Raw genomic sequence first — 1251 nt, forward strand, 5'->3', positions numbered from 1 at the left:
CCCGCCGACGGAGGGCGGCCGGTGCTGCTCCTGGCCGCCCATCACCTGGTGGTGGACTCCGTGTCCTGGCGGGTGATCCTGGAGGACCTGGACACCGCCTACCGCGCGCTGCGCGCCGGGGACCCGGTGGACCTCGGCCCGAAGACCACGTCGTTCCGCGCCTGGGCGACGCGTCTGGCGGCGCACACCGCCGCCGGCGGCTTCGACGCGGAACTGCCGTACTGGCTGGGCGTCGAGGAGACCGAGCTGCCCACCGACCTCGACGGCGCCGACACGGCCGCCCACGAGGAGAGCGTCACCGCCGTCCTGGACGACGAGGACACCCGCCGCCTGCTCCAGGAGGTCCCCGAGGCGTACCGCACCCACGTCAACGACGTGCTGCTGTGCGCCCTGGGCCGGGTCCTCGCGCGCTGGACCGGACGCGACCGGGTCACGGTGGCCCTGGAGGGCCACGGCCGCGAGGACCTCTTCGACGGGACCGACCTCTCCCGCACCGTCGGATGGTTCACCGCGATGTACCCCGTCACCCTGGACGTGCCGCGCTCGGCGGACACCGGGACCCTGCTGAAGTCGGTCAAGGAGAACCTGCGGGCCGTCCCGCACGGCGGCCTCGGCCACGGCGCCCTGCGGTACCTCCGCCCGGACGGCGGCGACACCGCCGCCGAACTGCCCGGGCTGCCGCAGATCTCCTTCAACTACCTGGGCCGGCAGGACTGGCACACCGCCCCGGGCGGCCTGCTGCACGCCCCCTGCGACGGCCTGACCGGCGGCATGGACCCCGGCGCCCGGCGCCCGCACCTCATCGACGTGCTCGGCCGGGTCACCGACAAACGGCTGGAGTTCACCTGGTCGTACTCGCGGGAGATCCACCACCGGGAGACCGTGGCCCGCCTCGCCGCCGAGACGGTCGACGAACTGCGCGCGATCGTCCGGCACTGCGCCACCCCCGGCGCCGGCGGCCGCACCCCGTCGGACTTCCCGCTGGCCCGCCTCGACCAGGCCGCCGTGGACCGCCTCGCCGGCACCGGCCGGGACGTCACCGACGTCTACCCGCTCACCCCCACCCAGGCCGGCATGGTCGTCCACGCCCTGGACGAACCCGGGCAGGGCCTGTACGTCGAACAGATCACCTTCGTCATGGACGGCGTGCGCGACGCGCGGACGCTCGCCGCCGCCTGGCAGCACGTCGTCGACCGCACGCCCGTGCTGCGCACCGCCGTCGTCCTGAGCGACGTGCCGGAGCCGCTCCAG

At 75.0% G+C, this 1251-nt stretch carries 1 protein-coding gene; it reads left to right on the top strand.

Translation table 11 applies throughout. The annotated features are described in order from the left end of the window. Positions 1–21 precede the first annotated feature (21 nt). Positions 22–1251 (top strand): condensation domain-containing protein (locus tag HW445_RS31505; RefSeq protein ID WP_308800261.1); only part of this gene is annotated, 1230 nt, incomplete at its 3' end.

The organism is Streptomyces sp. UH6 (assembly GCF_013421635.1).
Classification (GTDB): Bacteria; Actinomycetota; Actinomycetes; order Streptomycetales; family Streptomycetaceae; genus Streptomyces; species Streptomyces abyssomicinicus.